The organism is Paenibacillus sp. FSL H8-0034 (genome assembly GCF_038000305.1).
Classification (GTDB): Bacteria; Bacillota; Bacilli; order Paenibacillales; family NBRC-103111; genus Paenibacillus_S.
Map to the genome: position 1 here is coordinate 7,586,079 of NZ_JBBOBS010000001.1, position 25,718 is coordinate 7,611,796.

Consider the following 25,718-nt stretch of genomic DNA (forward strand, 5'->3'; position numbering starts at 1 on the left):
TAACGTAGGTATCCCCCCTATTTATATTGGATACGAGGATCAACGAGCACATAACAGATATCGACAATCAGATTTACCAATACAAAGATAGCAGCCAGTATAATGATGGCTCCTTGAACCAATGGGTAATCGCGATTATAAATCGACTGCACCAGCAGCTGACCTACACCAGGCCAAGCAAACACGGTTTCCGTTACTACTGAGCCTCCCAATAATGATCCGATCTCCAAGCCGACAATCGTAATAACAGGCAGCAGGCAATTTCGCAGCGCATGCTTCGAAATCACAACCCGCGAAACCAGCCCTTTGGCTCTGGCAGTACGAATATAATCGGAATCGAGAGCTTCAATCAAAGATGATCTTAACAATCTGGCGACAAGCGCCAGTAAATGAATGCCAAGTGCAAAAGCAGGTAAAACCAGATGGCTGATGCCGCCGATACCGCCAGTCGGGAATATTCTCCATTGAACAGAGAATAATAATACCAGTAAAATCCCGACCCAAAAGACGGGCATCGACTGTCCAAGCACGATGAATGACATTAATCCTTTTTCAATTACCGTACCTCTTTTGATCGCCGAGATAATCCCGGCAGGAATAGCAATGACAAGTGAAAATAGTAAGGCTGCACCGGCTAGCTGAATCGTTGCCGGCATTCTTTCCATAATAAGCTGCAGTGTGGATTCGCCATAGCGCAGGGAAACTCCGAAATTTAATTGCAGCAGATTCCAAATATAAATCACATACTGCTCCATGACTGGTTTATCCATACCCAGAGAATGTCGAAGCGCCTGCTCCTGTTCAACAGTGGCATCGGGAGTCAGCATGATGGCAACCGGATCTCCGGTCAGCCTTGTAATTAGAAATACGACGGTCGCCACCCCAAATAGCACAAATATGGCATAAAAGCAGCGACGCAATATATAAGATAGCAAAAGATTTCACCCCCGCAGCAGACAAATCATTTAATGGATGCTTTGTACATGGACAAGATGCCGACCGGATTTGGTTTCCATTCAATATTGTTGCGAATTCCGTACAGACCATTAATTTGATATAAATAAATGAAAGGCGCTTCTTCTTTCAAAATGGTTTGCAGCTTCGTAAACGAAACTTGACGTTTTTGTGGATCAATAGTTTGCTCTTCCTCATCAATCAGTTTATCAATCTCAGCATTGGCAAATCTGTTATAACGTCTGTCGCTCTTGAGGTAAGATTGGAAATTACTCATCGCATCCATTGTCCATCCGGTATTTCCGATAAAATACATAGGCGAGGTCTTTTTGGCAATCAGATTGGCCGTTAACGTTTTGCTGTCCATCAGGTTCAACTGAACCTTAACCCCTATTTTCTCCAGTTGGGCGGCAATGACCTGAACGTTATTTACCTCAAGATTATCGGCATCCAGCGTAATAGCAAAGCCTTGCGGATAACCGGCCTGTGTCAGCAGCGATTTGGCTTTTTCGATATTGTATTCATAAGGCGTGATAGCCGGATCGAATCCGAAATTTTCCTTAGGAATCAAAGTAGATACACGTGCTGCGTTACCGTCCAATACAGTTTTAATCATTGTATTCACATCAATAGCATAGTTAAGCGCTTGGCGTACTTCCTTCTTGGCCAGAGGGCCTTCCTTGGTATCCAAAGAAATATAGAATGTGCGGATCCCTGGGCTGGATACGACTTTAAGCTCTGTTTGACTTTTCAGCTGTGTAGCCACATCAGGCTTAATGCCGGCTGCTATATCCACTTCGCCCGCACGGATCGCTGCTGCCATATTGGAAGGGTTCGGAATAATTTTGATAACCAGCTTTTTGAATTTGGCTGCTCCCTGCCAGTAATCAGCATTGGCTTCCATGGTGATTTGACTGTCCTTTTGCCAGGATACGAATTTGAAAGGACCGGTTCCTACCGGGTTTTTGGCAAAATTGTCGTCACCCTTTTCCTTGATGTATTGAGGAGGTACCATCGTTCCGCCGAACAACGTCATTTTGTTAGGTAGAATCGGATCGGGGCCATCGGTAACAATTTTCACTGTCTTGGCATCAACAACAATAACTTCTTTGACGGTTTTCAGCTCGACAATCGGTGATTTGGTATCTGGATTATTAAGACGGTCAATACTGAATTTCACGGCCTCTGCATTAAACGGCTCGCCGTTATGAAATTTCACGCCTTCTCTAAGCTTGAATTCCCATGTCGTATCATCCAATGCCTTCCATTCGGTAGCCAGCGACGGAGCCAACTTGTTGTTGTCATCCCGAGTAACCAGTGTGTCAAACATGTTGATCAAAATACCCATATCGGGTATTTTACCCTGCTTTTGCGGGTCCAGGGTCCCCGCGTCGATCTCCTGCGCAACCGTTAACGTATCCTTGCCCGGTTTGGATGGGGTGGCTGCATTTCCTTTGTCAGTGACAGGAGCAGATGAACTGCCACCCGAGCTCGTACAAGCGGATAAAACGATCATCAAACACAGGGCTGCCAGTAATAGCTTCAATCTCACAATAATTCCTCCTCGAATGGTCTTTCCTGTTTGATAGTGCCTGCACAACTTGCCTGAAATACAAACTGCTAAGGTGGTTCGTTTATATAATTTGCCGGTCTCACAGCAGCTAGCACACTGTATATTGACCTGCAGTTATAATCCCGGTTGGTTGAATGTACCGCTTAGGTACAAGGGTGTTGCCTTGCGAATCCCGATAATCTCGTCCTTCCGGACGTTGATCATCAACACGGAACAAGGTTGCCCGCTCTATGCTGCCATTCAGTGAGCACCAATGATCCAGCTGTAAAATTTGCGCTGGCGCCATCGTTACGGCTGCAACAATCTGTTCAAGAGGCATCCCGCAGGCTAACAGCTTAGTCATCGTTGTCGGGAGATCATATACAGGACCGCGGATATTGCGAATATGAACATCCGTACTGATCGTATGCGGAGCGAAGCCTGCAGCCAATGCATTCCGGCACACTTCAATATTGAAGCTTGCCGCCCCATGTCCCACATCCAGCTTCACTCCCCTGTCAATGGCCCGCTTCAAGGCTGCTGCAGGACTACCATCCTTGTTCCAAGGGGTTCCTGTCTTCCCATGAAAGCAATGGGTGATCACATCGCCCTCATCCAAAAGATCCAGTACACCATCGATCAGCGGTGGCGCTTCACCGATATGAACCATAATCGGAACACCTGCCTCACATGCTGCAAGCTTGGCCAGCTGAAGTGGCTGCAACCCCATCGTACCTACAATTGCACCGCTTGAACGAACTTTGATGCCACAAACGAAATCACGATGATCCATGACAGCTTTGACGGTCTTATCGATATCGATATGATCCAGAGTAGCTACCTCACGAAGATGCACCAGCCCGATGGAGCTAATATTGAGCCAAGCCATAATCCCTGTTCGGGAGGCAGGGGCGACATACTTCCGAAATCCGGATAACGTTGCTTCACCGGCACTTCCTGCATCAACAACCAGATGCACACCGCTATGAATGCCGGCAGTATCGGCTGCTACACTCAGGTTAGCAACACCGTCATATACATGCCCGTGCAGATCAATCCATCCCGGACTCAAATACAATTCCGGCTCCTGAAATGGATGATCGGTGGGAGCACGATCAAGATGACAGCCTTCAGCCGTTTGAATCAAAAGAGCTTTGTAGGTCTGCTGTTGTGTAGGATCAATAACTTGTACTAAAATCGGTTCACTCATATCTGCACACCCGCCGTTTCATATAAATGACAAGCTGTGTAATGCCCTGGTTTTATTTCTTCCAGCTGTGGCCGGACCGTTCTGCAAACATCCATCATCTGCGGACATCGTGTATGAAACGGACAGCCTTGTGGTGGATTAGCAGGACTGGGGACTTCTCCCTGCAAAATAATTTTCTCTCGCTTAGCCCCTCTCTTCGTCACAGGTGAAGAGGATAAAAGCGCCTTTGTATAAGGATGAAGCGGTTCTTGGTACAGACTGTCCTTTCCTCCGATCTCCACCAGATGTCCGAGATACATCACACCAACACGGTTGCTGATATGCTTGACCACGGAAAGATTATGCGAGATGAAAATATAGGACAGATTAAATTCCTTCTTCAAATCTACCATCAGATTCAAAATCTGCGCCTGAATGGATACATCCAGGGCCGAGACCGCTTCGTCCGCCACTATCAGCTTCGGACTTAAGGACAAGGCCCGCGCAATACCAATACGCTGCCTTTGACCACCAGAAAACTCATGTGGATATTTTCGCAAATCCTTTTCCCGCAAGCCAACCAGATCCAATAGTTGATGGACCTTGACCGATGCTTCACTGCGATTCATGATTCCATTTACGAGCAGCGGCTCAGCAATGATATCTGCTACCATCATTTTTGGATTCAGCGATGCGTAAGGATCCTGAAATACCATTTGGAAATTACGGCGAGTGCGGCGAAGTGTGCTTCCGTGCATTCGGGTAATATCTTGCTGATCGAACACGATACTTCCTTCCGTCGGTTCCAGTATGCGCATGATCATACGACCCAGGGTCGATTTTCCACAGCCGGACTCGCCAACAATACCAAGCGTTTCGCCATAGCCTAATTGAAAGGAAACATCATCTATCGCTTTTACATGCCCAATGGTTCTACGTATAAGTCCGGCTTGAATCGGAAAATATTTTTTGAGATTGGAAACCTCCAACAACTGATTGCTCACAATAATCCTCCTTTCTGCTAGATAAGATCACACCGGGCGAATTGACCTGGCTTTATTTCGCGCAGCTCCGGCATTGTTTCCATACAGGAAGGCTGTGTCCATTCGCAGCGTTCCGCAAATCGACATCCTGTCGGGTACCTTGAGGAATCCGGCACCGTACCCGGAATGGAGTACAAGACTTCTTTTTCTTCATCAAGTGACGGAATAGATTTCAACAGCGCCCGGGAATACGGATGAAGCGGATCCTCAAAAAGGTGATCTGCAGATGCACTTTCAACAACCTGCCCCGCATACATAACAACTACCTGGTCGGCGATTTCAGCTACCACACCCAAATCATGGGTAATCATCATCACCGAGGTTTCGAACTCATCCCGCATTCGTTTCATCAGATCGAGCACTTGTGCCTGTATGGTCACATCAAGAGCGGTTGTGGGCTCATCGGCAATCAGCAGCTTAGGCTCGCAAATCATAGCCATACCGATCATCACACGCTGTCGCATTCCACCTGAAAATTGGTGCGGATATTCCTTCACAATATCCTTAGCCCTCGCGACACCAACGAACTCCAGCATTTCAATGACTTTTTCGAGCGCCTGCTGCTTCGATATGTTACGGTGCCTCAGCAGCACCTCAGTCATCTGATCACCGATCGTCAACACGGGATTCAGCGAAGTCATCGGTTCCTGAAAAATCATCGAAATATCGTTACCCCTGATCGAAGACAGCTGATTTTCTGTCAGCCCCAGTAAATTCTGACCGCCAAACCAAATCTGTCCATTGACCACACGCCCATGTGGCTTCGGAACCAATCCCATAATGGATAAGGATGTCATACTTTTGCCACAGCCTGATTCACCAACAATACAGACAATTTGCTTGGGATAAATCGTGAGATCGATGCCGTCAACAGCATGTACCTCTACCTCGCCTTTAATAAAATACGTTTTTAAATTTTCAACCGATAGAAGTGGCTGAACCATAAAGGAACCTCCTTTATCCATAATCATCCAATATCCAGTTTTTTTAGCTTAATCAATAAACAAATTCAAACTGCCGTATAAGGAAGGAGATGAAGGCCTCCCCCTTATAATTTAGCTTGAAGCATATCCTTTTGCGTGGTGCGAACATCGTCGAGATAGTTGTACAAGGTAAACTTGGAAATATCAAAAAACTTGCATACCTTATCTCCAGCCTTTTTGATCAAAAACGCGCCTTTATTATCCAAATATTGGATAGCCTTGAGCTTTTCTTCCTTTGACATGTGGGTTACAGGCTTTCCGATTTCATTCTGGCATTCCTGCAGTAAAAAATCCAAAAGCTCATTTACATCTTTTACGAACACTTCTTCCACTTCTGATGTAGTATTGCGCATCGTTATTGATTTGATCGTATTCTCTGCCAAAATAAAATCGGAAATATCCAGATTCATACAGACAGCACCAATCGTTTCACCTTGACTATTTTTGATATACACGGAAGAGGACCTCAATATTTTCCCTTCCTTCGTTTGCGTCAGGTAATTGTAACGGTCACCATCCTTAACAGTGCCTCGAAGTACCTCAAGCCCGAGATTACTACCGCAATCACCAATTCTTCTTCCTGTGATGTGGCCGTTCTTGATGGCAACAATCGTACTGTCATAATTTTGAGTCAAATCATGTAGAACAACCTCACATTTGTCTCCGAACTGAGCAGCGATCCCATTAATCATAGAGGTTAAAAATTCAAGCTCAAGTTTGACACTTTCCATTTCACATCACACACCTATATTAAAATTTTTTAGATGATCTAATTTTTTTTCTTAATATTAATATATATTTAAAACAATTCGTAGTCAACAACTTTTTAAAAAGAAAACCCTTTCATTTGTAGTTTATATAACATATACATAACATAAAAGTGTTATTTCAGTGATACACCGATGAATTCGTTTGATTTTCACTATTTAATGTTAGTTTATATGTCATATATTTAGATATAAGTTAGCAATTATCAATATAAATGAGCCGGAAATCGAATTGAGCACAATCAGAAAATCAATAGGTTAAGAACAATAATTATTTTTTATAAATTATGTCATAGATAATTTCTATGTCTATTCGTTAAAATTTCAATTTTATTTATTCCTCAAGCGAAATTATAATATAGGCTATTACAACATCGAGCAGCAGCTAGTATATCAGGAGGTATTGATCATGGCAGGAAATTCATTTGGCCAGGTTTTCAAAATAACAACGTTCGGAGAATCCCACGGACCCGCGGTTGGTGTTATTGTAGATGGTGTCACACCAGGCATTGAAATCGATGCGGCCTATATCCAAATTCAATTGGATCGCAGGAAGCCTGGACAATCTACTGTCACTTCACCCCGCAAGGAATCAGACATTGTGCATATTCTCTCAGGCATGTATGAAGGGAAAACTACAGGCACGCCCATCTGCATGATGATGCATAATCACGATATGCAGTCATCAGCCTATAACGATATCCAGCATGCTTTTCGTCCGGGGCACGCTGATTTCACCTATTTGCAAAAATACGGAATTCGGGATCATCGGGGAAGCGGGAGAGCCTCGGGGCGGGAAACAGCAGGCAGGGTTGCAGCAGGGGCTGTGGCTCGCAAGCTGCTAGAACATAGAGGAGTCAGTCTCGTAGCCTATACGAAAGCCATCGGCGGTATCCACTGTGAGACGTTTGATGAGCAAGAGATTGAGCGTAATGCCGTACGGGCCTGCGATCCCAAGGCCGCGGCAGCTATGGTAACGAGGATTGAAGCGTTGGCTGCTGCTGGAAACAGCTGTGGAGGCATCGTGGAGTGCCGAATCCGCGGAGTGCTGCCAGGCATAGGGGAGCCCGTGTTTGATAAGCTTGATGCCGAGCTGGCACGGGCGATGCTGTCGATTGGAGCGGTCAAAGGTATTGAATTCGGTGCTGGCTTCGCGGCAGCGGAAATGCTTGGCAGCGAGCATAATGATCAGATGCAGGCATCGGGGTTTATAAGTAATCACGCAGGCGGGATTGTTGGGGGTATCAGCACCGGAGAGGACATCATATTCCGGGTTGCGGTTAAACCTACGTCCTCGATATCCGTCCCGCAGCAGACGATAAACGTCAGCGGTGAGGAACAATCTATAGTTACTGAAGGCAGGCATGACCCCTGCATCTGTCCCAGGATTGTGCCAGTTATCGAAGCCATGGCTTGTCTCGTACTGGAGGATCATTTCAAAAGACAAGCAGCCATGCACCACTAGTCGGAGACACACCAATATCCCAAGCTGCTGATAGTGACAGCTTGGGATATTTTCTTGCCGTATAAGCTTCTAGTATTGCTGTTCCAGATTAACCCGATTGAGCTGCGGCTCTCTGCCTTCCACATAATCTTTCAAATTACGCAGAAAAATGTGCATGGCCCGCTCCTGGTAATATTCCGTAATCCCTGTATTATGAGCAGAGATGATAACATTATCCATATCCCACAGCACATTGTCTGCTGGCAGCGGTTCTACTTCGAATACATCAAGACCTGCCCCCGCAATGGTCCCCTGCTGCAGCGCTTCGATTAACGCTTCCGTGTCTGTCGTTCCGCCGCGGCCGATATTGATATAAAATGCCGATGCCTTCATAGCTGCAAACTGGGCGCGGCCCATCACATGGTTGGTTTCGGAGGTGTGCGGCAGTGTATTCACGATATAGTCACTCTCGCGCAGCACCTCATCCAAGCTATCCATCTTGACCATACGATCGACGTATACCGATTCCGACAAGGTTCGTTTAACCCCTAGTACCGTCATCCCGAATACTTTGGATATCTTGGCTACTTCCAAGCCTATCGATCCGACGCCAAGAATGCCGATTGTTTTTCCATGAATTTCGCCCAAGCCATTCAACTGCTCCCACTTGTGCTGAAGCTGATTACGGATCGACCGCTGCAGCTGACGTGTTAGTCCGAGCATCATAGCAAAGATCGATTCCGAAATCGGGTTCGGGTGTACACCACTGGAATTGGTTAGCAATACCCCATATTCGCTTAGGGCAGTTAACGGCATTCTATCTACGCCAGCTCCCCAGCTCTGCACCCAACGCAGCATAGTGTCCTGTTGCAGACACTCCTTTGTTGCGGACGAATTCCAACCGACCACAATCTCTGCATCTGCCAGATGAGGAAGCCACAGCTCACGCTCCTTACCACTGATTAACTCCCAATCTCGAGCAATGCTGCGGATCTGCTTTTCATGGGTTTCGTTGATTTCCTGAACAAAGACAATCTTGCGTGCCATCCTGATTCCTCCTTAGCGTTTAACAAAGTGCTTCGCATGTCTATGTAGCGGCAAGCTCTTCGATCTGCTTGTATGAATACCTATGCAAGCCTTTATTACCCAATATAGCAGATTGAAGCATCGCTTTGGCGACAGTTTTTACATGAATGGGCTTATACTTTTGTAAGCTACCTATGAGCAAGGGCGCCGCGGCTGCGAATAAGACAGCTCCCATCCTTTCACCAGTGCGGGCATCAGCCCGATGTCCGAGCAGCAAGGAAGGCTGAAATATATGTAAAGAATCCAGCTGCAGCCGATCAAGTCCATCCTCCACTTGCCCTTTCACCTGACTGTAGAAAATAGAAGATTCGGCATTCGCACCCATCGCTGTAACGATTCCGAAATAGGCTGCATGATACGTTTGGGCCAGCTTACCCAGCCTCATTGGATATTCAAGATCGACCTTGCGGAATTGCTCCTTGGTTCTGGCCTTCTTAATTGTAGTGCCCAAACAGCAAAATACATCGGAATCAGCGACATACGCTTGAAGCTCATCTTCAAGCTGCTCGTAATTGGTTATCACCTGTATGCATTTGGGATGCATGATCTCTATCTCACGCCTGACCACAACCACTACCCGCTCATAGGAGGGCTCATTCATGAGAAATGCTACCAGCTCAGTACCTATCAGTCCTGTAGCTCCTGCCACAATCGCTGTTTTCCCCACAAGCCAAGCCTCCTAAATCGGAAAATATTTATTTATCTTGTCTGAAATCAACTCGCGCTTGAAGGGCTTGCTAATGTAATCGTCCATGCCGGCTTCCATACATTTCTCCCGATCCCCCGTGAGGGCGTTAGCCGTAACTGCAATGATAACAGGAAAAGTGCCACGTATCGGAATGCTTTTCAATGCCTTGGTAGCATCCAAGCCGTTCATATGGGGCATTTGCACATCCATAAAAATCAGGTCAAACTCTTCAAAGGTCACGGCTTCAATAGCCTCTTTACCATTTTCCACTACCGTTACGGTGTGACCCATCTTCTCCAGCATTTTTCTTAAAACCAATTGATTGATCTCGTGATCTTCGGCCACCAGGATTTTCAAGGATCTTTGTACAGCCTTCTCTTCCTTTACTAACTCACTGAGACCGACTTCTTTATTTGGCTTCTCTTCTTTAAGCGCAACCGTAAATACAAAGGTCGCACCCGGGCCAGTCGTTGGTTCTATCCAGATATCTCCACCCATTTTTTCAATCAGCTTCTTGCTGATCGCAAGCCCGAGCCCCGTACCCTCCGATTTACGCGTCATATAATGATCCAATTGATAAAAGGGCTGGAACAGCTGACCTACTTTATCCTCAGGAATCCCTATACCACTATCTCGGATCGTAAAACGAAGATGCAGTGAATTCGAAGTGTGCAGCCATTTCTCAACGGTTACGGAGACACCTCCCGAATATGTGAATTTGACCCCATTCCCAATCAAATTCATCAATATCTGCTTAAGGCGGTCCGCATCACCAACAAGCACGCTCGGCACATGAGAATGAACCGAATAAGTCATTTCCAGATGCTTCTCAGCCGCTTTGGCGGAAAGAACATCAAGAGTTTCGGCGATGCATTCACGTATATCGAGTGGAGCTTCTACCAGGTCTGTCTTACCTGATTCGATTTTGGAAAAATCCAAAATATCATTGATGATCGTCAGCAGGGAATTGCCGCTTTTTCGAATAATATCGACGTACACTTCCTGCTGGGCATCCAGCTCTGTCGTGTCCTGCAGCAGATGCGTCATCCCGATAACTCCGTTCATGGGCGTACGTATTTCATGACTCATCATGGCTAAAAACTCACTTTTAGCCTTGTTCGTTTTCTCTGCGGCTTCCTTGGCCACCATCAATTTCTTCTGTTCCGTTATATCCTTGGCAATAATATAGTAACCGACTGTCGCCTCATTCACGATAATAGGTGCAACGGTCGTTAACACCTCAATGATTTGTCCTGTTTTATGGGTAATCTTATCGATAACCTTCTCAGAATTGCCATTTTCCACTAAAGCGGAAAGCTTTCTCTTGAGATTGACGCTGCCAATGAATCTGGAAAAGTTCTGTCCTGCCATCTCTGATACAACAAAACCGGTAATTTGCTCCGCCTTTTGATTCGTATTAATAATATTACCTTCCAAATCGAGCGAAAATACAGCATCATGGTTGTATTTCTTCAGCGACGTGTAACGTTCTATACTTTCCTGCAGCTTGAGCTCAACATGCTTGTGCTCGGTAATGTCCTGAATGGTACCGTTTAATTTCAGTGGTGAGCCGCTGCTGTCCATTGTTGGAAAACCACGCACATGCAAATATTTGATCGTTCCATCCAAATGCAAATGCCGGAATTCTTTATCTAATTCATACCCTCTCTTTGTATGCTCCAGTTCTTCTATAAACTGTTGTTGATCGAGAGGGTGAATCAAATTAATAAACTGGGATATGCGGTTGGGATGCGGATCGCGGGTCAAATTGTACATGTTGTAGATTTCATCGGATAACAGCAATTCCTGGCTGACAATGTCCAGCTCCCAGCTGCCCAACAATGCTATACGCTGCGCCTCTGCCAGATTATCCTTATGCTTCTTGCGATCCGTAATATCACGACCAATACCAAGAACCCACTTGATTTCGCCTTGTTCATCCCGAATTTTTTTATAGGAGGTTTCAAACCACAAATACTTGCCGTTTTTGTGAAGAATTCGGTAAGTTAAGGTATCCATGTCAGAAAGGGTACTCTCCTGTAGCATCAACACATCGTCAGGATGGTACAATTCCAGATTGGCACTGCCTTCAATCTCATCCGCCCTATAGCCCAATAAATTAGTAATAGAAGGCGAGCAGTAGCGTATAATCCCGTCCGGGGTTGAATAAGAAATCAAATCCTGGGCATTTTCCGAGATCATCGTATACAGCTGCTCGATTTTCAGCAAATTTTGCTCTTTCACTTTTTTATCGGTCACATCATTCAGATGCATAATGAAATAAAGCGGTGTGCCTGCTTGCTCATCTCGTACGAGGGAAACGTGCAGCGATGCCCAAACGATGCTGCCATCCTTGCGGACCAACTGTTTCTCACTTTCATAAGATGCCGCAGCTCCAGATAATAATGGTTGAACCTGGTGATCGTCTAAGAATGTATGGTCGTTATACCCTACTTCGTTAGAGGGTCGATTCATTAATTCTTGCTCATGATATCCAAGGATGCTGCACAGGGCGGGATTCACTTTTAACCATTCGCCTTGAATGGACACGATTGCAATTCCCACAGGTGCACATGTATAAGCATGTTCAAAAAACGAATGATCATCCACTTGTGCCTTCGCCACACGAAACCCTCCATTCCAAAAAATATACTTCTATTATAAACTGATCCGTAGATGAATTGCGACAAAGAATGCAGTTACGTGTCTAAGTAATCAGACCTTCCTTTTTATTTACACCTTGTATGCTTTCTGAAACAGCGAAAAAATCAACAAAAAATGGAATATAAAAAAACCGCCCATGAATACTGACCTCCGGACGGTTTGTTGTAGATACATAGTTAAAAAAATAATTATTTGGCAGCAGGTTGAAAGAATTCCAGACGTTCGCCATCAGGACCAAAGAAAAAAGCGATGAGATCGCCATCCAGGATCGTTCGAGGAGTCTCGTCCATTAATCGAACCCCGTGGCTTTTCAGACGGTCGATCTCCACTTGAATATCACTCACAGTAAATGCAATATGATGAACAATGCCATTGTCCGGAAGGCCATCATGACCGCGTCCGATTAATTCGATCTCTACTTGGTCCGAGTCAGGAAAAGATAAGAAACCGAGCTCCACTCCATCAGCCAGCGCCTTACGCTTGACCAGCTTCAATCCCAATACCTCGGTATAAAAACGGATCGAGGCATCCATATCCTTTACCATAACGCCAATATGCTCCAGCTTGTGAATCAACGTGAACAACACCTTTCCAAGTTATATAATTCGCGTGCGGCGCACCTGCTTGTGCAGGTTACGCATGAAGAATACCATGTCCGAAGGGATTGTGCAATCGAAAAAAGCTAGCTGGTCTAGGCAGATATCCAATCAGTGTCTGTCTCTATACGATTGCGCCCACCCTGCTTCGCTCTATACAATGCACGGTCAGCGGCTTCGGCGAGACTGCTCAATCGGGTATCCACCGTCAAATCGGCTTCCGCAACAAACGGCAGCAGAGCGATACCTACACTGGCCGTGAGAGGAATATGCAGCTCTTCTTCGATGTAGGGCTTACTTTCAATTTCCTTACGGATTGCATCACCTATAAGGATCGCCTGTTCCAAATCGGTTTGCTGTGCCAGCACCGTAAACTCTTCGCCTCCGTACCGCGCTACCAAATCGGTTTGTCGGGTTTGCAGCTTTAGAATTTTGGCAATATGGAGCAAAACGCGATCTCCTACCTGATGACCGTAGGTATCATTCACTTTTTTGAAATAATCGACGTCAATCATCATAATCGCACAGGGCTGCTGAGTTTCGATACATTTCTCAATGATTTTACTGCCCTCCTGTGTCAGATATCGACGATTATGCAGCTCAGTCAGCGCATCAATCAACGCATAATCCTCAAGCAGCCTAACTGTACTTTTTAATTTAAGGCTCATCATATTGAAGGTGTCACACAATTCCTTCAACTCGTCAGGCGCATGTTTGAATACACTCGGGTCAATCCGATAATCATAATGCCCTTCCTTCAGTACCTTGGTACCCTGCAGCAAAAATTCCAGAGGTCTCTCCACGCGCCGCGTTACCAGGACAATGCCATACAAGCTGACAATCAATATGCACAAAGTGATAAGCACAAAAACCCACATGATATTAGAGCGTGCAGCAAACACTTCACTGGCTTTCAGCTCCGCTACAATAATCCAGCGCCGATCCTTCGTCCATTGGTAGGAACCGATCACCTCTTCCCCACGATAATTGGTGTAGATCGTGTCCTCATTGGAATCCGTCAATGCTCTTTGCAAAATTTCCGTATCAATCTTATCCCTGCCGTATACTTTCTGTATATCCAAACGCGCTTCCGTGATGAGCATGCCTGAGCCATCAATCAAATATTGCTCACCCGCTCGTCCAAAATGCACCGATTGTACCGTCCGCGAAATCGTCCCCAGCTTGACCGATCCATAAATCAGTCCCTGCAGCTCATTATTGACACTGTAGACAGGTGAGGAGAAAACAATGATCGGATCACCCGTTATTCTCGGGAATATAACTTTGGAAATATACATTTTTCCCTGGATCGCCTGCTCAAAAAAAGCCTGGTTCTTGACATTCATTCTCGTTTGCTGCCGCATTGCACTGACGAGGATATCACCGTCCGTATTCACAAAGCCAAGATCCCCGAACTCGGACTGATTGTTAATAAAGGTCACAAAGTCATTTTGCATATGGTCAATATTCACTTCTTTTACGTCTTGCTTTCGAGACATTTGATAAATATCGGCTGATCTCTCATCCAGCCAACGGTTCATGTAGAGGGATTGCAGTGTCAGCTTTTCGGCCAGTTGTTCGTTGACCTCCTCATGAATATTGTTCGTATAGATCCAATAAAACGCCGCATTAATAAACAAACCAAATATAACAATTATCGTTACCGACCAAATCAGAAAATGCTGCTTAATTGTGCGTGATCGGAATTTGGACAACATCTTCTGTTCACCTGCTTTGGAATGGGTATTGTGCAGCCATGGAACTTTACCTATACTTGGTTATAAAGGTTGTTCAACACGGATTTATCAATCTCAAGAATTAACAGCTGACAGAGGAGTACGACCATGGAATTCCCTTCAACCGATATGTTATTGTTTTTGCTCGCCGCGGGCTTTATCGCAGCATTCATTGATTCCGTGGTTGGCGGTGGCGGACTCATAGCTGTGCCCGCGCTTCTGCTCACGGGTCTGCCTCCTAGTATGGTGCTTGGAACGAACAAGCTGGGAGGCACCTTGGCATCGATCACCAGCACACTGTCCTTCTTATTTTCCGGAAAAATTAATGGAAAGCTGACGCTTGCTTTGTTTCCGCTATCGTTCATTGGCGCCATGCTTGGAACGTATACGGTGCATCTGGTTCCATCCGCATTCTTAAGACCGCTCGTAGTTTGCATGCTGGTGCTGCTGCTCATCTACACCTTAATGCGCAAAAACTGGGGAGCACTCACGTCTCCACGTCCGATGACACCGACGATCAAGCTGGCAACGGCCTTATGCGCATTCGCTCTTGGCTTCTATGATGGCTTCTTTGGCCCTGGGACCGGGTCCTTCCTGCTGTTCCTGTTCCTGCTGCTCGGCTTTGATTTTGTTGGTGCCTCAGGCAATGCCAAGGTATTGAATCTGGCCAGCAATGTAGCGAGCCTGTTAGCCTTCTGGCTGCTCGGTTCCGTTCATATGGGTTATGGTCTTCCCATGGGCATTGCCATGATTGCGGGTGCGCTTGTCGGCTCTCGTCTAGCGATCCGTCATGGTGCCAGTTATGTGAAACCGCTCTTTATCGCAGTTACGACCCTTTTGATTGGCAAGCAGCTTTATGATCTGATCTCTTCGATATTGTAATTACGTATTTCGACAATATATGTCAAAATCCTGCCTTGTGTTGTGTATTCCAGTAAGTACATAAAAAAGCGATGTCCGACACCCTTCATCCAAAAGGGCCGACATCGCTTTTATCGTTTTATATGGGGGTTCCTTATTAATCTCATCCGCAAAAGGAAGCACGTTGAGTCCAATTTTCCTGAAACACAACACGTCTTTGGTTTGAAATAAACTCTTTGGCCGGATCGGCAACCACATGAGGATTGCTGACATTGCGAACATCCTCCCAAGCGCACTCAACCCCACGTCCGCCTGCGGTTCCAGCGAACATTTTGCAGCTCTGACAAAATTGCTCCTGCTGCGCTTGATTTAGCTTCACAACCCGATTGCGTAAACAGCAGTATATGTGATCATTCTGGTCCGTATAATTAATATGATTAATAATTTCCATAAGATTCATCCTTTCAAGTAAGGTATCCAACATTCTATTAGTATATAAACCAAATGTTAAATGTATGAATCTTTTTTGTTAAATTAATTTATTTCTCATATTTAATTTTTTTCAGAATCGGTTCACTCATTTTACCCTGCTTGTTTGAAGCTTTAATTTCAATTATATTCTCTCCGGTCTTCAGCTCAACAGATTTACTCACGCTGGTTTGTCCGACGGCTTGTCCATTGATAAAGATGGTCGGGCTCGGATCATGTATATCCGCGGCACCTACCTTAAGCTGGATGGAGCTATTGCGTGTAGTGTCAGGTGTAGCTTCAATGGTTACGATAGGCGCGGGCATCGCGTACGAAACCTGCTTTTTGATAACCTCGGACGATTTGCCGCCGCGGTTCACCGCCTTGAATTCAAATACATTGACACCATCCTGCAGATCAACGGTGGTACTGATCTTGCCGCTTCCCATCAACTGCTCGTTGACATACAGCTTGATATCAGGATCGGCGTTATGCGCGCTTGCTTGCAAGGTTACCGTGGAGTCAGTCGCTTCCACAGGCAGTGCCTCCACCACAATTACAGGCGCAGGTCCCAAATAAGCGATCATCGTTGAAATGGGGTTGCGGAACACGACCAGCAGGATGACAAGTACCGCGACAACAAGCCCGCTCCTGACAAGCTTACGTCTATTTTTGACAGCAAAACGAACCAGCTTGCCCGACTGCCGAAGCTTGACTGCTTTGAAAAAAGTGACAAAACTTTCATTTGGAGTTGCCAGCAGCTTTTGTTTAACTTCTTTATCCCTGAACGCCCGGGGATCATGATTATCAAAATATTTGCTGACCGCAGCCTTGTAATTCGCATCCATCACTTGCCTCATATTTATAAATCGTGTGTCTTCGGCAGACCAAACCAGGAAATCATAGATCGTATGAGAGCCGCGGGTCGTCGAGGAGATATATTCCAGCAATCCATAGTAATCAAACTCCGCTTCATAACCTGAGGCATGTCCCAGACTGGGGCGATAGAAGGCATAGGCGATTTTGCTAAAATGCTCGGGACCGACACGTGTAAACAACAGCTTTTTCAAATATTCCTGTATGCGTTCGAGATCGAGCGTATCCAGCCTGTCGATGGCTTTCACAAGCTCGGAGTCCTCTCTTTTGGACATCAGCAGCACCTTGTAGATCGTACTGAGCAGGTGAATCGTCTGCTTCTGACGTTTGTCCAGATGACTGTTCAGCTCCTGGTCGACCTTTTCCAGCATAAAGCCCAACTGTACGATATCCTCGAATTCCAGATTGCCCGGCTGCAGAGTATCCAGCAGATCGAGGCGAATCTCAAGCTTCAGCTGGCCGCAAAAATCCTCATACTGCTGCTGGCCGGATCGCTCAGGCAGTTCATCAAAATACCGATACAAGACATTGGCTGCTTCCAGCCGCTTATGAACGGAATCCGTTTGCAGCAGCTTTTTCACCTTTTTCAGTACCTCATTGGCAAAAAAACGCTGCTGCACGATGCTTTCACCATGCTGTACCCAGAAGCGGATTTCTTCCATAATTGTGTTGACCGTTACTGCCTTCGCCATACGGTAAGCAACATAACGCTCCGCCGTTCCGGCCTGCTGGGTGTATAAGCCACTCATCACCGAATCAAACAATGAATCCCGACCCAGCAGTTGATCAAAGATTTGCGCGGCTTCGCTCATGCCTTCTTCAGAACGATTGGCGGCCCGGCTAATAAAGATAATGAAGCAGGAATTCAGCAGGGATTTGACGCCCTCATCGGCAAATGCATAATACTGAAGCAGGAATTTGACATAATCCGATGATGGCAGAAACTCTCCGTTCATCAGGTCTCTGCGCAGCAGCGAGACAAACAGCTGGTTCAGTCTTACCTTGCTGCCCACGGTCTCCGCATTCACATAGGAAATAATTCCTTGCAGCGCAGCGTCACGATTGGCCTCGTACAATGCCTCATTGCCCTGTTCGATTTCATACAAGGTGTGCAGGTCATCATATGTCTGCACCTTTACCGCCGCTTGATTATTTATTCCCTGTAGTGCTTCATCAATGAATTCAAATAAAGGATCAAGCTGATCCAATGTATGCCGCTGCTTCCAGATCGTATCCAGAAGGAGATGCTCCTGCGCCGGAAGCTCGTTGTTAATGAATCGCTGATTGGAAAAATCAAATAAGTGCTCTCGCTCTACATTACGGTCCGGCTGGCGAATACCGCCCTTTTCCACAAAAACAATATGTAAGCCCTGCTTGCCCTCCGGCTCGCTGCTGAAGGTCATAAAGCCCAGATGACGGCGTGTTGAATAAGGAATGCTTCGGTAGATCAAATCCAGCAAATCCTTGGCGAGCTCGGCGCTATCGGTAACATCCGTATCCAGCACGATATAGTTCTTTTTCTTGTTGGCTACAGATGCCATCACGGCGTATACGAGCTGCTGGTAACGAATTTGATCAATCCCTAGCCGGGACAGCAGCAGCTCCGTTCGATCAATGCTGCGGCTGCGGACAGCTTTGTTGTACCCGATATCATCAAGCTCCGGAAGCACCTTGCCCTCCCGGATATCATAAGCGCTTTGAAAGCTGTCAATTTGCAAAATTCGCTCCGGCTCGCGCAGGAAAGCTTCCTTGCGTTCCTTCGGCACCACGAATTGATGCGTGAACGATGCGCTGCGCTGCCCTGTAAAATCAGCCCCTACATAACAGCTGCGGCTTAAAACCATATCCCCATTATCGGCGTGAAAGACGACAAGAGATTCCGGGTACAGAGCAACGTTCTCCTCGTTCCTTCCCGTCAGCTCCTTGGGTGATTTATAGACGCAGAAGGGATTCAACGTTGTTTTGATAAATGCAGAATCCAGTCCATCCGATTTCGCTACCGTGTCGAAGCCCTCATTCGTTCGGAAAACCCCTTCGCGATCCCGTGTAAAATATTGCTGCTGTATCGGTTTACGCGACTCTATCACGTTGCATCTCTCCTAGCCACATAATCAAGCTGGTACAAAAGCCATATAAAAGGCTCATCCACCCGAATCGGATTAATCACCCCGGTAATTTGGCTTTTAACCGGATTTGCGCCTAATGCCGACACCGCGAAAAAAGCCGTGTTTTTGAAATACACATCAATCGCATCCTTAAACGGCCTATCTACCTTTTCGATAAAACGACTGATTTCCCCGTTAATATTGTCGAATTCTGTCTTGTTCAAAAATCCCTTGTGCACGACATTACGGAAAACATTGCTGTTCGGCCTGATGTATTCACTGTCCTCTTCCATCAAATGGGTTAGCATATCGCTTTTGGTCAGGACAATCGCCGTCGGAATATCGGTTTTGCTATTATGCTGGTGAGCAATAAAATTTTCAAACAGGCTGATCACGACCTCGCGCGGCTCGTCATAACGGTTGGCGAACTCGCCTTCCTCTTCCCCGATATGGATACGCGCTTTATCGCGAATACTCCGGATCTGCAGCGGATCGACCAGGAACAAAATTCCCGAGGAATTTTTGACATGCGCCGCGTAGATGTCCAGGTAGTCACGCTCCACCATACCCTCTCCAGCCACATCGAAAAACACAAGCGTCAGTGGCGCTTCCCGTTCATCCTTGAATACAAATTGAAAAATAAACGGCTCCTGCTGCTCATTGGGGTTCGTCGACTGCAGCATGCTGCCGCGCTCGAATATCGGCTCGTGGTAATTTTGTCTGAACTTGCGGCTGATTTCTGCGCTCAACGGCATGCAGGCTGCGTTAAAGTTGGAAGCTGTCGTATTTTGCAGCGTATGGATCAAAGACGTCATATAGACCGACTTGCCGACCTGTGAGGCACCGACGATCGAGATGATATTACTCGGAACCTTGCCGGCCGAAATCGGCAGCTCGTTATGGCAGTCCGGGCACAGACGTCTTCTGGTTTCTTCACCATAACGGTCGGTCACGGCTACCAGCACGTTCTGGATGTAGGTTTTATTCTCGTCGGGAATCGTGAGAGGATCAATGATCGCTTCCATATCCACCTGAGATAGATTGAATTTGCGGCGCCAATCAGCCAGCTTGCGATCCTCCTGCAGCATAAAATCATCATCATGCTCCTTGACATGACTCGCACGGAATACGACTTCGTCCGGCTCAAACTTGCTGAAGCAATGTGGGCACACAATACTGTAATATGGAGGCCGTTCCTTGACAGGCGGCTTTTTATCAAACATTTTTTTGAAAAAATCCAACATGGACCTTCCCTCCTTCAATCTTTTTATGGGACATATACTTTGTGAGCATTCGATGAGAAGTGTGGTGAATAAGTTCCGCTGCGCGTCCAAAGTATTCCTACGATTGCTGTTGTTCAATAATTTCGCTATTATATAAGACATTTAGTTGTAGAAATTCTTAAACAAAGGCACCGCTTCGCTATCTCCAGAACACTTTGACGCTCCGCTCATTTTTCACCTGACTGCAAAATTTTCAATTGAGTAAACCTAGCTTCGCAAGCCATCCTAAGCCAATCGCTACTCGGCGATTAACTCATAAAGCTCCCCAAAAGCTTTGCCATCGGTAAAAAATAGTCGGATAAACTCATTTTTTCCAATTTCAATCTCAGGAAGCCGATGATTGCCTGCGGCAAAATCATTAAGAAAAGGGTAAGTAATGCCATCCTCCTTATTCACAGGAGACGCCCCTTCCTTCTTCACATAACACAGCGCGTTCTGCGGAACCGCCATTTCACAAAATAGCTGAATCTGCACCGATTTATATTTACTAAACCATTTATTTCCATATTTAATGGAGTAACGAAGCCTTGCCTTTCCCCCACTGACACGTGTATAATTCTCACGATCGATCTGCTTTAATGGTATTGGCTGACCGCCTCGAATCAGGCAAGGAAATATCCGATAGCCCTGCACACCAATATGCTCGATGCGCTCACGATAGCCTGATCTTGTTTTATATTCCTCCCGGGTGAACAGCTTCAGCCGCTTCTGTTCCAGCCCCTCTGGCTCCTGCTCTGTGCCATCCGGGAAGCTGTATACATATACGGCCTCCACATGCTTCGGCCACTGCCAGGTGACAACACTTTCCCCGTCCAGAGCCTGACTGGCTGCCTTTACAATTCGGTATTGCATTTCAGGCTCTTCCCACTGCAAAAGAAATCAGCCCCCCATTTTAATAACTTCATTAAAACCAAGAATCCAAGCATAAGACCCGGCTTCGCCGCATGAGCGGCTTAACGGAATTGCTTGCGTATCGTCTCACCGCCTTGGCGTTCGCCACGAATCGGCTGCTCCAAAGCTGTTTTGCGAAATCCAGTTCTTCCCGTTCCAGAGCCACCTGGACCCCCTACCGCTATCAGTACCGTAGATAAGGAGAGCACCAAAGCAAGCGCCACATCAGCGAAAGCACGGACAATAAAGGGTTCAACGGATCCTTGTAATCCGGTTTCCAGTATGATGCCTGCGATCAGGCCTCCCAAAGCCCCGCCAATGGCAAAGCATTTTGCCAGGAAACGATTATCAAATACGATACCAAGTGCCAGGCCAAGCAGAGCGCCTATCATAAGAATCAATACAATCCGCAGCCAGCCATGATATCCATCTGCCGCTGTATCTGCGCGCTCGTTCATCAAATGCCAACGCTGCCCATTTTGGTATATTTGATCGAATGCGTTGGCGACGCCTTCCACTCGCTTCACATCATGAAAGGTGCCGTTTGTTTGCGCGGCAATACGCTGCAGCAGTTGATTACCTTCTACCTGTGTGGAATCAATCCCCACGGTATGGATCTGGGTTCGCTGCTGCTGATAGGGAGTGAGAACCTTGACCTCATTCATATTGCTGTACCCGTCGGAGATCAGGATTACGGCCGCCTTACGGTTGGCGATTCGTTCCTTGTTCAGATGCTCCATCGCTGTGTCCAGCGCTCTTCCTATATCCGTTTGGCCTATAGGTGCTCCGATCGCGCTCAGCTTCGCTGTAAGCTGTGCTCTCGCTGCCGGATCCTTAAGCTTGGTCAACGGCGCAATCAATTGGGTTTGTTCATTAAATGTGAACACCGCGACCTGCTTCCCATCGTCCATCTTATTGATCAAGGCTTGCGCGGCTTGAATACTTTGCTTCTGCGGATCACTGGTCTTCATACTTTCCGACATATCAATAAGCAGGACATAATCCTGCGGCTTGTCGTTGTTACCTAATTGTAAACCATAACCCCATTGGAACAGGGCTCCCGCAGCAAACAACAGTACTAGTGTCGCCGGAACAAGAAACTTCCAGCCCTCATTTGCATAACGCAGCCTCCAGTTTTTCCCGTTCAGCTGTGGCGAGATGATCTCGGCCAGCAGGCAGCCCAAACCTAGCACCAATGCAAATTGGCCGAAGTACAGGCCCATCAGTAACGTTTCGTGAATCGTTCCATCCCAGCGGTCAAGAATGTATTCTCCGATTATAAATCCGATAATTCCGCTGATTAAGCTGAATAAGGTTAGTAGTCCGTTCCATTTACGCATAAAAAATAATCTCCCTCCCAAACCCTCCCAAGGGAGGGCCCCAAAGGGCACTGCCCTCTGGACTCCCTTACTGTGTGCGAAACTTATGTGTTCTCGGGGCGCTTTCGTCCCTTTGGGACACGCTTGACTTTTGGTGTGGTGCTCGTGTGCGTGACTATGTGTTCTCGGGGCGCTTTCGTCCCTTTGGGACACGCTTGGCTTTTGGTGCGGTGCTCGTGTGCGTGACTATGTGTTCTCGGGACGCTTTGGCCCCTTTGGGACACGCTTGGCTTTTGGTGTGGTGCTCGTGTGCGTGACTATGTGTTCTCGGGACGCTTTGGCCCCTTCGGGACAAGCTCGACTTTGGTGTGGTGCTGGTTTGCGTGACTATGTGTTCTCGGGATGCTTTGGCCCCTTTAGGACACGCTTGGCTTTTGGTGTTGTGCTGGTTTGCTTGACTATGTGTTCTCGGGGCGCTTTCGTCCCTTTGGGACACGCTTGGCTTTTGGTGTGGTGCTCGTGTGCGTGACTATGTGTTCTCGGGACGCTTTGGCCCCTTCGGGACAAGCTCGACTTTTGGTGTAGTGCTCGTGTGCGTGACTATGTGTTCTCGGGACGCTTTGGCCCCTTCGGGACAAGCTCGACTTTTGGTGTGATGCTGGTTTGCTTGACTATGTGTTCTCGGGACGCTTTGGCCCCTTTGGAACACGCTTGGCTTTTGGTGTAGTGCTCGTGTGCAGATGAGTCTATCATACCAAAAGTTGGTGGTTCTTTGAACGAGCGTTTTGTATTTTGTACATACGATAGGGATTGCCGTCAAACAATGTTCATACTATGGAACACAAAACCATTCTGCAAATACGTATCGTAATAACGTTTGCCATTTCGGTAATACATCAAGTCCTCGATCCGGAAGCCGCCCATAATATTAAGCTTTTCAATACCGCTGTGCTTCATTTCCTGGACACAACCCAGCTTATAGGCACGGCTGCCCTGATCGATAGCAAATGCGTAGCGAATAAATTCACTTTCGTAATCACCAAAAAAATATTTTTCGATGTAACGGTGTTTATGTGTCGAATGGTAAACATCAGCGCGTATTGCAGCCTCATTTTCGAGTGTGCTGTATAAATCGCGGAACAGGTCTTCTTTGGAGAGCACCTCTCGGTTATCATAGCTGGCAGCTACGTTGGCCCGCTCCAACAACTCGTCTTCGAATGTTTTTTGAAACAAAGGCTGCACAAATACTTCCCGGCGCGCCATCCCAATCAACCGTTCCAGCAGATGGTCCTCCCCCTGAACCAGCAGCTGCGAAACGTTGCCCATTTGCCGCTCCTCAAAATAAAACTGCGCACCACGGCGGTTCTCCAACTCTGTTACAATCTGCTCTACCCCATGCCTATAATACTCATTAATGTTGCGGCTTAGATAGTCACTGGTCATTGAAATACTGCCCCGGCTTGCATCCTGCAACGTTTTCTCCATTTGATGCAGCCGCGCTACAAAAGGCTTCGCTCGCTCATGCAGGTTCTCAAGCTCATGCAGGTACAGCTTCAATAACCGCAGCTTCATTTCCTGCAGCAGCAAATCCAGCTTCATCCCATAGATCAATTCGAGCAAAGGACGACTGAGGCTTTTGACCGAGGTTTTGTTCGTAATCCGGCCCCAGAACGACACTTTGGCAAAAGGCTGATCCTCCATACGATCCGCATACAGCTGCTCCAGCTCTTCTTGTCCTTGCTCCAGAAGCTTGGCAGCCTCCTTCACGTATTCCTGAAGCTCATGGACCAAATTGCCGCTCCCACCATCCGCAGAACACAGATAAGCAGCGTAAAATCCGTACAACGGGTGCTCAATGATCCGGTTATCCAGTTTTTTCTTCAGCCCTCCGCCAAAATCCCGGTCTACAAAAGCTTTATCCAGCACTCGGACAATGTTGGTATCAAAAAAGAATTGTGCGTTCCCTCCATACAAAGCCGACTCTGCCTGACGAAGCGTCATTGACTGCAGATCAGACAAGGAAACATTATCGTGCAAAAGACCAAACATTCCGGCTACGGCTCGCTCACGATCCGGCAATAACGAGCGAATATCGTGATCCCACCGCTGCGGCTCCAGGTCAAGCAGCTCCTGAACAAATCCTGTGCCCAGCTCCGCATTCTCCTTCATCCGCTCCAGCAGGTGTCTGTACATATGATAAAGAACGGTCAGCGCTATCGCCGGATTCGGCCGCTTCACCTTGGAAAAACCAGCCGACGCATAAACGCGTCCGTCTCCATCCGGCGGGGTCGCATTTTGCTTAAAATGCTGATTATTGTACGCACCATGCTTCGGGTCCAGCTCGTTCATGGTTTTGCGGTTTTTCAACAGGTTGAGGTTGCAAATCGTTTCATAGCTGCCCTGCATCCCATGATCAGCGAATATTCCCCGTTCATCCTTATCGCTCAACAAATAGACCACATCGAACAGTGGCGATGGCGAGTGAACAACAGGCAGACGAACACCCTCACCCGTCACCTGCAGCATCCCGTCAAACTGGTAATCCCTGCTCTGATACACATCCAGCTCTCGCAAAAAACTAACACCCAACGAGGCTTGCAGCGCAAACTGCTCCCCTACCGCTTTTTCTTCAAGCAAGCCGTACAGATCAATGGCGACGGAACGGAATTGCTCTCCGAAGATGGTCTGCATTAAAACAGAAATTTCCGGAAGCAGTACATTGGACGGATCGTCCAAACAGGTCACAACGGCTATGTTCAACCGCTGCAGATGGGTGTACATCCGTCCAAACTCAGAGATTCGGCTATTCATCCTGCGTAAAGTGACGTTCAATTCAAGCAGCTTCGATTCATCAGCATAAAACTGCTCGTGGATCGAAGGACGGAGACTGCGCTTGTCCTCTGACGAGGTCTGTAGGCTCCAGCCATATACGTTATCCCGCGCCGCGGGAGCCTTCGTGCCTATATGCAGATAAACAACACCTGCGGAGTTATTCCACTTCGTGCTGTTTAAGGCATGAACTGCCTCCAAGGCTTCCACAGACTGATCACCCAGAAATACAAAAACAATTGGATGGTTGATGCTGCGCAGCTCGTCATCATCGATACCCGTATGATCCATTTCCGCGGAATATGCATTCGCGAATGAGAGCAGTTTTTCGCGTAAATTCACTATTGTTCAACCTCCCTTCCTTTCATAAGGCTTTTTTTACCC

At 47.0% G+C, this 25,718-nt stretch carries 19 protein-coding genes; 2 read left to right on the top strand and 17 right to left on the bottom strand.

Annotated elements, in window-relative coordinates; all coding sequences use genetic code 11:
• Nucleotides 1-17 precede the first annotated feature (17 nt).
• The 6 genes from NST47_RS33940 to NST47_RS33965 form a co-directional block, all read right to left on the bottom strand.
• A complete protein-coding gene (locus NST47_RS33940; RefSeq protein WP_341159061.1) occupies nt 18-935 on the bottom strand; it encodes an ABC transporter permease in 918 nt (305 codons plus the stop codon).
• Nucleotides 936-961: 26 nt separating this feature from the next.
• Entirely contained in the window at nt 962-2,506 is a 1,545-nt protein-coding gene (locus tag NST47_RS33945) for an ABC transporter substrate-binding protein (protein WP_341159062.1), read from the bottom strand.
• A gap of 109 nt (nt 2,507-2,615) precedes the next feature.
• Nucleotides 2,616-3,716, bottom strand: a complete 1,101-nt coding sequence (locus NST47_RS33950) for an amidohydrolase/deacetylase family metallohydrolase (protein ID WP_341159063.1) — start codon at nt 3,714-3,716, stop codon at nt 2,616-2,618.
• A complete protein-coding gene (locus NST47_RS33955) occupies nt 3,713-4,699 on the bottom strand; it encodes an ABC transporter ATP-binding protein (RefSeq protein WP_341159064.1) in 987 nt (328 codons plus the stop codon). Before NST47_RS33955 ends, NST47_RS33950 begins: the two co-directional genes overlap by 4 nt.
• Before the next feature lie 17 nt (nt 4,700-4,716).
• Nucleotides 4,717-5,682 carry an ABC transporter ATP-binding protein gene (locus NST47_RS33960; protein WP_341159065.1) on the bottom strand — a complete coding sequence of 322 codons (966 nt, stop codon included), beginning with the start codon at nt 5,680-5,682 and terminating at the stop codon, nt 4,717-4,719.
• 104 nt (nt 5,683-5,786) lie between these two features.
• Entirely contained in the window at nt 5,787-6,452 is a 666-nt protein-coding gene (locus tag NST47_RS33965) for a helix-turn-helix transcriptional regulator (RefSeq protein ID WP_341159066.1), read from the bottom strand.
• Nucleotides 6,453-6,897: 445 nt separating this feature from the next.
• Here NST47_RS33965 and aroC point away from each other — a divergent pair, with 445 nt between their 5' ends.
• Entirely contained in the window at nt 6,898-7,953 is a 1,056-nt protein-coding gene (gene aroC, locus NST47_RS33970; RefSeq protein WP_341159067.1) for a chorismate synthase, read from the top strand.
• A 69-nt stretch (nt 7,954-8,022) separates the two neighbouring features.
• On the opposite strand, the gene NST47_RS33975 is transcribed toward aroC, so the two are convergent.
• The 5 genes from NST47_RS33975 to NST47_RS33995 all read right to left on the bottom strand — a co-directional run bounded on the left by NST47_RS33975 (nt 8,023) and on the right by NST47_RS33995 (nt 14,684).
• Nucleotides 8,023-8,979 (bottom strand): D-2-hydroxyacid dehydrogenase, encoded by a 957-nt coding sequence (locus NST47_RS33975; protein WP_341159068.1) that lies wholly within the window; start codon nt 8,977-8,979, stop codon nt 8,023-8,025.
• 40 nt (nt 8,980-9,019) lie between these two features.
• Nucleotides 9,020-9,685 carry an oxidoreductase gene (locus NST47_RS33980; protein WP_341159069.1) on the bottom strand — a complete coding sequence of 222 codons (666 nt, stop codon included), beginning with the start codon at nt 9,683-9,685 and terminating at the stop codon, nt 9,020-9,022.
• Nucleotides 9,686-9,697: 12 nt separating this feature from the next.
• Complete coding sequence (locus tag NST47_RS33985; protein ID WP_341159070.1) at nt 9,698-12,331, bottom strand: PAS domain S-box protein; 2,634 nt, start codon at nt 12,329-12,331, stop codon at nt 9,698-9,700.
• Nucleotides 12,332-12,558: 227 nt separating this feature from the next.
• Nucleotides 12,559-12,945, bottom strand: coding sequence for a VOC family protein (locus tag NST47_RS33990; protein ID WP_076229829.1), 387 nt, complete (start codon nt 12,943-12,945; stop codon nt 12,559-12,561).
• A gap of 116 nt (nt 12,946-13,061) precedes the next feature.
• Complete coding sequence (locus NST47_RS33995; RefSeq protein WP_341159071.1) at nt 13,062-14,684, bottom strand: sensor domain-containing diguanylate cyclase; 1,623 nt, start codon at nt 14,682-14,684, stop codon at nt 13,062-13,064.
• 126 nt (nt 14,685-14,810) lie between these two features.
• On the opposite strand from NST47_RS33995, the gene NST47_RS34000 reads away from it, so the two are divergent.
• Nucleotides 14,811-15,584 (top strand): TSUP family transporter, encoded by a 774-nt coding sequence (locus tag NST47_RS34000; protein ID WP_341159072.1) that lies wholly within the window; start codon nt 14,811-14,813, stop codon nt 15,582-15,584.
• Nucleotides 15,585-15,726: 142 nt separating this feature from the next.
• On the opposite strand, the gene NST47_RS34005 is transcribed toward NST47_RS34000, so the two are convergent.
• The 6 genes from NST47_RS34005 to NST47_RS34030 form a co-directional block, all read right to left on the bottom strand.
• Nucleotides 15,727-16,014, bottom strand: coding sequence for a hypothetical protein (locus tag NST47_RS34005; RefSeq protein WP_341159073.1), 288 nt, complete (start codon nt 16,012-16,014; stop codon nt 15,727-15,729).
• A gap of 88 nt (nt 16,015-16,102) precedes the next feature.
• The gene (locus NST47_RS34010; RefSeq protein WP_341159074.1) at nt 16,103-18,994 is read right to left on the bottom strand and encodes a GAP1-N2 domain-containing protein; all 2,892 of its coding nucleotides are present in this window, start codon (nt 18,992-18,994) and stop codon (nt 16,103-16,105) included.
• The gene (locus NST47_RS34015) at nt 18,991-20,256 is read right to left on the bottom strand and encodes a TRAFAC clade GTPase domain-containing protein (RefSeq protein WP_240414899.1); all 1,266 of its coding nucleotides are present in this window, start codon (nt 20,254-20,256) and stop codon (nt 18,991-18,993) included. The genes NST47_RS34010 and NST47_RS34015 overlap by 4 nt, the downstream gene beginning before the upstream one ends.
• A 276-nt stretch (nt 20,257-20,532) precedes the next feature.
• Nucleotides 20,533-21,147 (bottom strand): hypothetical protein, encoded by a 615-nt coding sequence (locus tag NST47_RS34020; protein WP_341159075.1) that lies wholly within the window; start codon nt 21,145-21,147, stop codon nt 20,533-20,535.
• Between the two features lie 101 nt (nt 21,148-21,248).
• Nucleotides 21,249-22,526 (bottom strand): vWA domain-containing protein, encoded by a 1,278-nt coding sequence (locus NST47_RS34025; RefSeq protein ID WP_341159076.1) that lies wholly within the window; start codon nt 22,524-22,526, stop codon nt 21,249-21,251.
• Between the two features lie 795 nt (nt 22,527-23,321).
• Nucleotides 23,322-25,676, bottom strand: a complete 2,355-nt coding sequence (locus NST47_RS34030) for a hypothetical protein (protein ID WP_341159077.1) — start codon at nt 25,674-25,676, stop codon at nt 23,322-23,324.
• Nucleotides 25,677-25,718: the final 42 nt, after the last annotated feature.